Source organism: Chryseobacterium contaminans, from assembly GCF_001684955.1.
Lineage (GTDB): Bacteria > Bacteroidota > Bacteroidia > Flavobacteriales > Weeksellaceae > Chryseobacterium > Chryseobacterium contaminans.
Genome location: NZ_MAYF01000090.1, coordinates 40508 through 49682, shown reverse-complemented (window position 1 = coordinate 49682; position 9175 = coordinate 40508). Strand labels below are relative to the sequence as shown.

Below are 9175 nucleotides of genomic sequence, written 5' to 3'. Positions count from 1 at the left end.
TTCGTGACCGTGACTTGGGGAGTACTATTGCTGATGCACAGAAAAAAGTGGCTACCATTGAGCTTCCGGATGGATACTCTGTAGGGTGGACCGGGCAGTTTGAGAATCAGCAGCGTGCTTCACACAGATTGGCCCAGGTAGTTCCGGTAAGTATTCTGATGATCTTTTTCCTTTTGTTTATTCTGTTTGGAAATATGAAGGATTCTCTCCTTGTATTGGCGAATGTTCCCTTTGCGTTGATCGGAGGTATTATAGCCTTACATGTTACCGGTATCAATTTCGGGATCTCTGCAGGGGTAGGAATGATCGCTCTTCTGGGAATCTGTATACAGAACGGGGTTATCCTTATTACTGAATTTCACCAGAATGTTAAAAACGGGCTGGATCTAGATAATGCTATACTAAACGGAGTAAAATCAAGGACCAGACCTGTAATTATGACTGCTCTTATGGCCTCTATAGGATTGATGCCGGCTGCATTGTCTACGGGAATTGGATCTGAGTCCCAAAAGCCTTTAGCCATTGTAATTATTGGAGGCCTTATAACTGCTACCGTACTTACATTGCTTATTTTTCCCATCATTTTCTGGATTTTTAACAGAACTAAAAGGCTAAGCCAAGCCTGATTATCTTTCATTTTATATATTAATTGAGCCTGAAATATTCTGTATTTCAGGCTTTTCTGTAAATGGAGCTGTAAAAGGTTTCACAAAGATTTTTTCAATCCGGAAAATTGTGTAAATTTGCAGTCTCAATGCATCGAAATATAAGGTTTGTCCTTCATCGGATGAGAATATTGAAAGTTTTTTTAATAAAAAGTTTTTGGTATTTAAAAATTCATTATATTTGCACACCGAAAATTTGAAAAACAATAAATAAATAATTTTAAATCATGGCAAAGGAAACGTTTAATCGTAACAAACCACACTTGAACATTGGTACTATTGGTCACGTTGACCATGGTAAAACTACTCTTACAGCTGCTATTTCTGCTGTATTAGCTAGCAAAGGTCTTGCTGAGAAAAAAGACTTCTCTTCAATTGACTCTGCTCCAGAAGAAAAAGAAAGAGGGATCACTATCAATACTGCTCACATCGAGTATGAAACTGAAAAAAGACACTATGCTCACGTTGACTGTCCAGGTCACGCCGACTATGTTAAGAACATGGTAACTGGTGCTGCTCAGATGGATGGAGCTATCGTAGTATGTGCTGCAACTGATGGTCCAATGCCTCAAACTAGAGAACATATCCTACTTTGCCGTCAGGTAAACGTACCTAAGATCGTTGTTTTCATGAACAAAGTTGACATGGTGGATGATCCAGAATTGTTAGAGCTTGTTGAAATGGAACTTAGAGATCTATTAGCTACTTATGACTTTGATGGAGATAACTCTCCAGTAATCCAAGGTTCAGCTCTTGGAGCACTTACTGCAGCTACTGAAGGTAACTCAGATGATAAGTGGTTCAAAACTGTTGAAGCATTAATGGATGCAGTTGATGAGTGGATTGACGAGCCAGTAAGAGATACTGAGAAGCCATTCTTGATGCCAATCGAAGACGTATTCTCTATTACAGGTAGAGGTACTGTAGCAACAGGTAGAATCGAGTCTGGTGTTATCAATACTGGTGATCCAGTTGATATCGTTGGTATGGGTGAAGAAAAATTAACTTCTACTATTACAGGAGTTGAGATGTTCAGAAAAATCCTAGACAGAGGTGAAGCTGGTGATAACGTAGGTCTATTGTTGAGAGGTATTGAAAAAACTGACATCAAGAGAGGTATGGTTATCGCTAAGAAAGATTCTGTGAAGCCACACAAAAAATTCAAAGCATCTGTTTATATCCTTTCTAAAGAAGAAGGTGGACGTCACACTCCATTCCACAACAAATACCGTCCTCAGTTCTACGTAAGAACTACTGACGTTACAGGTGAGATCTTCTTACCAGAAGGTGTAGAAATGGTAATGCCTGGTGATAACTTAGAGATCACTGTAGAATTGTTACAACCAATCGCTCTTAACGAGGGTCTTAGATTCGCGATCAGAGAAGGTGGTAGAACAGTTGGTTCAGGTCAGGTTACTGAAATCTTAGACTAATCATCTTAAAATAAATAAGCTTCCGAAAGGAAACTATCGGAAGCTTTTTAACTACGGGCATCGTCCAATGGTAGGATACCGGTCTCCAAAACCGTTGATCAGGGTTCGAATCCTTGTGCCCGTGCAAATATAAATTATGAGTTCATTTGTCGATTTTTTAAAAGGTTCTTATAACGAATTCAGACATAAAGTTGAATGGCCAAAATGGGCTGACCTTCAGTCGTCTACAATTGTAGTGACTATTGCGACAGTGATTCTGGCATTATTTACTTTTGGAGTTGATGAATTGTTTTCCAAAGCAATCAGCAACATCATTGGAATGCTAATCAACTTGTTCAATTAATTAAAAGTATTTTCCCATAATGAGCGAATTGAAATGGTATGTGCTGAAAGCAATCAGCGGACAGGAAAATAAAGTGAAAAACTATATTGAGACAGAAATCAAACGTCTAGGGTTTGAGCAGTACGTTACTCAGGTGGTTATTCCTATGGAAAAGGTAATCCAAATTAGAAACGGTAAAAAAGTTCCTAAAGAAAGACCTTATTATCCTGGATACTTAATGATTGAAGCTGACCTGATGGGAGAGATTCCTCACGTAATCAAAAACATCCCTGGAGTTATTTCTTTCTTAAGTTTAACAAAAGGTGGAGATCCTGTTCCAATGAGAAAATCAGAAGTGAACAGAATGCTTGGAAGAATGGATGAACTTTCAGAATTTGCAAGCGATGTTGAGATCCCATATGTAGTAGGTGAAAACGTAAAAGTGATCGATGGTCCTTTCAACGGATTCAACGGTACAGTTGAGAAGATTCTTGAAGACAAAAAGAAAATTGAAGTTTCAGTATTGATCTTCGGTAGAAAAACTCCAATGGAGCTAAGCTACATGCAAGTAGAAAAAGTATAATAATTACTTACATAATATAAAAAGACTGCTATTAAGCAGTCTTTTTTTGTTTACTACTGCTACTATTAAAGTTGCGATAAGTTAGTTCGCAGGATATAATAAGTACATAATTTATCCTATATTCCCTTTGAGAATAATTCATTATTATTAAAAAAAGCATTGTTTTTCTCTTTTTAATTTAATTTTTGATAAAATTTATGTAATTATTTTATTAAAAATAGAATAAATAGATCGTGGTTAACCGCTTCTATATGGTGCTTTGCCTGGATTTAATTTTCACTTTCGGGGGATAAGCGTTTGTTTAAGGTTTTTTAAGGATTAATCTACTTTTGCTGGCATAATTCTTGTAACTTATTCGGCAATTACCCATAAAACTTATTGTTTTTCTCATTAAGTGCACTTTTACAGATGCACAGCAGATCTTTTGTGTTTTTAATTAAAAACCTGAGTCGTGAATAATGAGATGTGGTGAATAAAGACCTATAGCAAACACATAACCGAAAAATGACAAAAACTATTTCGATGATCCTTTCATTGGGTTCAGCAGTATTGATTAATGCCCAAGTGGGAATTAATACTGCCAAACCCGAGAAGGAACTAACAGTGAACGGAACAATGAAAACATCCGGTATTGTTTTCAAAAAACCAATGGAAAAACTGGGGGCAGATGAAAATTATACTTTTATTATTAAATCCCCGGCACCGGAAAATAAAATTACGGCTTACAATGATTCTTTTGTACCGAATTCTCCTGCTCCCATCAATATCATTCAGTTTAAAATAACCTGTGACCCTTCCAATAAGGACTGGGTTAGGGAGTTTGATACAAAAATCAATGCTAGTAAATTCTTAGTGGTAATTTCTTCTTTCGGATTTACTCAGCCTGTAAGAACAAATACAGCAGACTGGCTGACACCTGTTCCACAAATCTTTGCATATTCTACAAATGGAACCTGGAAATTAAAAGCGGATTATGAAGGATTCTCTCCAACTTCAAATTTGCCTACCGGAGAATGGACCTTGAACCTGTTGGTGTATGACAGATCCTATGCAAAAGAATTCAATTCCACTCAGGATCTTAGATCTTCTACAACCGGTGCTGCTGCAGCTCCTTTAATTCAATAAAAACACTAAAATGAAAAAAATTATATCGCTATTCTTTGTAGCTGCTGCCACTTTAGGTTTGAAAGCCCAGATAGGAATTAATACAGCTAATCCAAAAGGAACTCTTGATGTAGAAGGAGAAACTCTTGTAGAATCTTATTTAATTGATACCGAAAATACAACAGCAAGAGGAAATTATTTATTGCTTACCCGCTCAAAAGATTCTTCTCCTGTAGGAAAAGTAAAGCTTCTTGATATTACACTTCGAAATGTGGCACCGGTAAATATGTATACTGTAGTGTTGAAAAATGCAAAACAGGATGAAGTAGTAAACCTGAATACAGGTTTAGATGCTGATAAATATGTTGTAGCAATTACAGGGGCTGTTTTTAGTGATGCCGTTTCTGCTACAACAACATCCACTTCAAGACTGTATGGAGCTTATTCTACTGAGGTAACAAAAGTACAACAAGGAGGAAAGAATTATCAGGCCATTAACTTAAGTTTTAAAGGTGCAGGGACAGTAAATGCACAAAACGGAACCTGGACATTGACATTAAATGTATTTGAAAAATCACTCGTAAAAGACTGGGGAACATTTGAAGGTTCAGTCTCAGCTGCGGCTTCTTATTCCGGAGTATCAACCAATACGCCTCCTGGGCTTCAATAATAAAAACATGATAAGAAAAATTTATATTACAATGATGATAGGATTGGGTGTACTTTTGAACGCTCAAACCGGGAAAGTAGGAATCAAAACAGATACACCTACAGAAACGCTTGATGTAAACGGAAAGACATATACCAATTCTCTATATCTTAGAAATCCGGGAGAGCCTACCATGACAGGAGGTAGCTTTCTGGCGACATCTGAAAATGCATTACAGCTTTATGATCCGAATTTAGAAAGCAGCGGGCTATTCAATTACATCAAACTTAGCTTAACCAATGTATCGGGAGATGGAGTTACAGATTATGATACTAAAATAGATGCCAATAATTTCCTGGTTGTGCTTCATAATTATTCCTTCAAACTTAGTAATGGAAATACTAACGTAATGCTTGATTATGGAAATAATGGAGTGAATGACAATAAACAGGGATCTCCGGATGTGGTTGCATTTAAAAGTAATGGAACCTGGCATGTAAAAGCCAAATTTACAGACAGCAGGATTATTGCTAATACCTCTACGGGGCTGGCAAGAGATTATAATAATTTTACGTTAGACCTTTATCTAATGGCCTACAAAAGGCTTATCACAAAGCATAATATCAGTGATGTTAATGCGGATTTAGGAGGAACTACCGGTTCTACACAAACAATTAATAAGCCATCAGGGTTTTAATGTAGCAAAGAAATATTTGATTTTAAGGGGCCAGACTATTGAAAAATGATAGTCTGGTTTTTTATTTTGATGATCTTTAAGGATACTATCTTACCAGATTATTAGCTTTGGTGGTGATTTGTTTCTGTTTTTTCAAATGATTTTATAATTTTATATGGAATTATATTTGAAATGGGAAAAAGACTACCTTTTACATGGTTGCTATTGCTTTCATTTGTACTGTACTTCGGACAGGAGAAAAAAGAATATGAGCAATATTTGAATGCTGCCAACCAATTAAAGTTTAAGGACTGGAAAAAGGCAGAAGCTAATATACAACAGGCAAGAAAAAGTGTTGGTGATAATGATCTGGGAGACTTTTACCTTGAAACAGCGAAAATCTATAGCGATGTCAATTATTTTGATCTGGCCCTGGATTATGCCAATAAAGCATACCATATATTCTGGGGAAAAGATGAAGGAAAAACGGCAAAGATAGATGGTGTTTTTGCCTATACCTATTCGCAGCTTAACGATACCAGAAAAGCCATTACTTATTACAGGAAATTATTGAATTTTTATCAGAAAAAAAAGCAGCAGACAGAAACCGTCAAGGCTCTTAATAATTTAGGGAACGCTTATCTGGTTTTGTCAAAACTGGACTCATCAAGATATTATTTTGAAGAAGGATTAAAAGCTATTGAAACGTATGATAATCCTGTTTTAAAAGCATTCGTCTTTTCAAATTTTGGTAAGCTCAATTTTCTCGAAGGAAACCATATCAAGGCCGAAGATTATCTGTTGGAAGCCAATACCATTTTAGAAAAAAATGGTATTGAAGATCACAAATCAAATTATCAGGTGAATTACAACCTTGCTAATTTTTATATCGAAACACAAAATCCGGAAAAAGCTTTGCTCTATGCCCAAAATGTGGGAAAATATATAACCTCTGATGGAGTGAATTTTGATAATACCAATTATTTAAGAACCCTTTATAAAGCCTATCAGCTGAATAAGGATTATAAACATTCTGCAGAAACCTTTAAAAAATATGACTCTATCCGGGATTTGCTGAATATAGAAGAAAAAGCAGTTAATGTAGAGCGTCTCAAAGTGCAGCATGACTATGAACTGCAAAAAAAACTTGATAAAATAGAACAGGATAAAAAGAACATGCTGTATGTGGTAATGTTTATTATTCTCGTTTTGGTTATAGTAATCAGTATTTTATTACTTATTAATTTCAGGAACAAGGCAGAAAAGCTCCGTCTTGAGAAAAAGTTAATAGAAAACCGTGAAAAGCAACTGGGAATAGATAACCAGATGAAAGAAAAAATGCTGGTTTATAAGTCTATGGAGCAATCTAAAATTGAGGAGATCTTTAAATCATTACTGGAGCAGGTAAATGTTTTGAAATCTAAGCTTAAAGACAGCGAGCTGAATGAAGTCTCAAGAATTATTAACGAAATTAAACTGAATACTAAAAATGATTCATGGGGAGATTTTGAATACCATTTCCTGAATATTCATGAATCTTTTTACGAAAATCTGGATAAGAAACATCCCGGATTAACCAATTATGATAAACGGCTTGCAGCCATGCTGAAGCTCAAATTATCCACAAAAGAAATTTCAAACCTGCTGAATGTAACTCCCAAAACCATTGAAAATTCAAGAACACGGTTAAGAAAAAAAATGAATCTTACCAATACAAAAGAAGATCTTGCTCAATATTTGAATGAATTATAATTAGTTGTATTGTAATGGTTTATGTTTTGGTGTGTGGAAATAATGTGGTACTTTTTTTCTGTTATGTGGTAATTGTGTGGGGTATTTTTAATAAGGTTAAAGGACATTGTATTCCTTTGTTTCCTATTTAAAACAATACCACAATGAAAAAATTACTTACTCTTTTTATAGGGCTTTCCATAGGTTTTATGGGAAAAGCACAATGGAATCCTGCACTGGATCAGAATCTTCTGGTAACAACGGCACAAGGAAGCTCTTTTGCTGAAACAATGAGTGATGGGAAAACATATATTGGATTCTGGAAAAGTGTACCGGCACCCGTGAATTTTGAGCTTTGGGTTCAGATTCTGGATCAGGCTGGAAATAAACAATTAGGGCCTAATGGAATTAAAGTTTCCGATCAGATTCCTATGGGAACTTATACCGTTATGGAAAAAACGGCTGTAGATGCATCAGACAATCTTTATATTGGGGTTACGGGAACAGGTGCCGGCACTCCCGGATTTGTTTTTAAAATTACCCCTCAGGGAGCATCAGTTTGGCCTAATGGAATTAGTTTGGGTGAAGCTTATCTGCCTGCAATTCTTCCATTATCTGATGGAAATATTGTGGTAGCCTATTTTCCTCCAAGCCAAAAATATACTAAAGTTCAGAAGTTCAGTACAACCGGTCAGGCATTATGGACAACACCAGTTCAGATGATTTCTGATGATGCTACTAAAAATACAATTCCTGCCGATCTCTTTAAACTGGATGGAGATGAGTGCGAACTTATTTTCCATAAACAAGTCTCTTTTGGTACTACAAGCTATTTGTTTGCTCAGAAGCTCAATCTGAACAACGGAGGATTGATTTGGGAGAGAGCCCGGCAGATTACCACTAAATCTACCGCTTATAATGCGAAATATACTGGAGCAGTGGATGGAAGTGTAGTGTATTACGGATACAGTACCGGTGAAAATATGAGATTTGACGGCTACCTTCAAAGAGTGAATACAGATGGTACTCTTCCATGGGGTGTTTACGGAGTAGATTTTGATACCAATCAAACCTTTTTTGAAAAAGATATGAAGATTGCTTTTGCTCCTGGCTCTTCTTATGTATGGTCTATTGCTAACTACAGCTCTTCATCTCAGGGAGAAAATGGCGAGTTTGTGCAGAAATTTGATAAGAATACCGGGGCCAGATTATTTACAGATCATGCCAAACAGGTATTTCCGGTAGATAATATATCGATGTACCATTACAGCAACCTGCAGTTGGTAAATGACAAACCCTATTTTGTGGTACAGAAAAAAGAAGGTACTGCGTTGAATGTATCTCTGAATGCCGTTCTGTTAAAAGATAACGGTGATTTTGAATGGCCTCAGCAATATCTTCCTATGGCAACCTTTCCTGCATCTAAAGCATATACAACGGTTTTAAGACCTACCAATGGACAGGGGGTGATTGTATTTCAGGAAGCCAAAAATACAGAAGGCGTACCTATGGGAGTTTATGCACAGAATCTGATTTTGCCTAATGGTACAATGGGGACAGATGATATTTCAGTAAAAAAAGCCAATGTTAGGGTGTATCCGAATCCTGCTGTAGATGTTATTCATATAGATGGATTGAAAGATCAGGATTTTAAAATTTATAATATAGCAGCACAATTGGTGAAATCCGGACTGATGAAACAAGGAGTAATTGATGTTAAAGATCTGATTAAAGGAACTTATATTATAAAGATAAAAGAAGAAAGTATAAAGTTTATCATAAAGTAATTTCATAATAGTAATAGTTCAATGAGGAAGAAGGGGAGCAGATATCTGTTCTCCTTTTTTATTGCAGGACAGGAAAATGCATTCATCAGCCTGAAAATATGAAATCTGAATTTATGAATATCAATTATTTTTTTAAAACTTTTTAAAAATCAGTGATATCCGTTTGTAGTTTCAAAAATATTTTATACTTTTGCAGTCCAAAAAGTAGGCTTATCATAGGTGAGT

Annotated in this window: 9 protein-coding genes and 1 tRNA gene; all 10 read left to right on the top strand. The window is 36.0% G+C overall.

From position 1 onward, the window contains the following. A partial coding sequence (locus BBH99_RS06990; protein ID WP_131799199.1) for an efflux RND transporter permease subunit occupies nucleotides 1–626 on the top strand: 626 nt, incomplete at its 5' end. Between the two features lie 266 nt (nucleotides 627–892). Beyond that, nucleotides 893–2098, top strand: coding sequence for an elongation factor Tu (tuf, locus tag BBH99_RS06980; RefSeq protein ID WP_066693859.1), 1206 nt, complete (start codon nucleotides 893–895; stop codon nucleotides 2096–2098). A gap of 53 nt (nucleotides 2099–2151) precedes the next feature. Further along, nucleotides 2152–2222 (top strand) — tRNA-Trp (locus tag BBH99_RS06975). A 12-nt stretch (nucleotides 2223–2234) separates the two neighbouring features. After that, a complete protein-coding gene (gene secE / locus BBH99_RS06970; protein ID WP_002976410.1) occupies nucleotides 2235–2441 on the top strand; it encodes a preprotein translocase subunit SecE in 207 nt (68 codons plus the stop codon). 19 nt (nucleotides 2442–2460) lie between these two features. Then, complete coding sequence (gene nusG, locus BBH99_RS06965) at nucleotides 2461–3003, top strand: transcription termination/antitermination protein NusG (RefSeq protein WP_002976412.1); 543 nt, start codon at nucleotides 2461–2463, stop codon at nucleotides 3001–3003. A gap of 504 nt (nucleotides 3004–3507) precedes the next feature. Next, nucleotides 3508–4128: a hypothetical protein gene (locus BBH99_RS06960; protein ID WP_066693849.1), complete on the top strand. Its 621-nt coding sequence runs from the start codon at nucleotides 3508–3510 to the stop codon at nucleotides 4126–4128. Between the two features lie 10 nt (nucleotides 4129–4138). Next, the gene (locus BBH99_RS06955; protein ID WP_066693846.1) at nucleotides 4139–4777 is read left to right on the top strand and encodes a hypothetical protein; all 639 of its coding nucleotides are present in this window, start codon (nucleotides 4139–4141) and stop codon (nucleotides 4775–4777) included. A gap of 7 nt (nucleotides 4778–4784) precedes the next feature. After that, nucleotides 4785–5453 (top strand): hypothetical protein, encoded by a 669-nt coding sequence (locus BBH99_RS06950; RefSeq protein ID WP_066693843.1) that lies wholly within the window; start codon nucleotides 4785–4787, stop codon nucleotides 5451–5453. Nucleotides 5454–5624: 171 nt separating this feature from the next. Beyond that, on the top strand, nucleotides 5625–7184 hold the full coding sequence (locus BBH99_RS06945) for a tetratricopeptide repeat protein (RefSeq protein WP_066693839.1): 1560 nt from the start codon (nucleotides 5625–5627) through the stop codon (nucleotides 7182–7184). A gap of 143 nt (nucleotides 7185–7327) precedes the next feature. Continuing rightward, nucleotides 7328–8950, top strand: a complete 1623-nt coding sequence (locus tag BBH99_RS06940) for a T9SS type A sorting domain-containing protein (protein WP_066693836.1) — start codon at nucleotides 7328–7330, stop codon at nucleotides 8948–8950. Nucleotides 8951–9175: the final 225 nt, after the last annotated feature.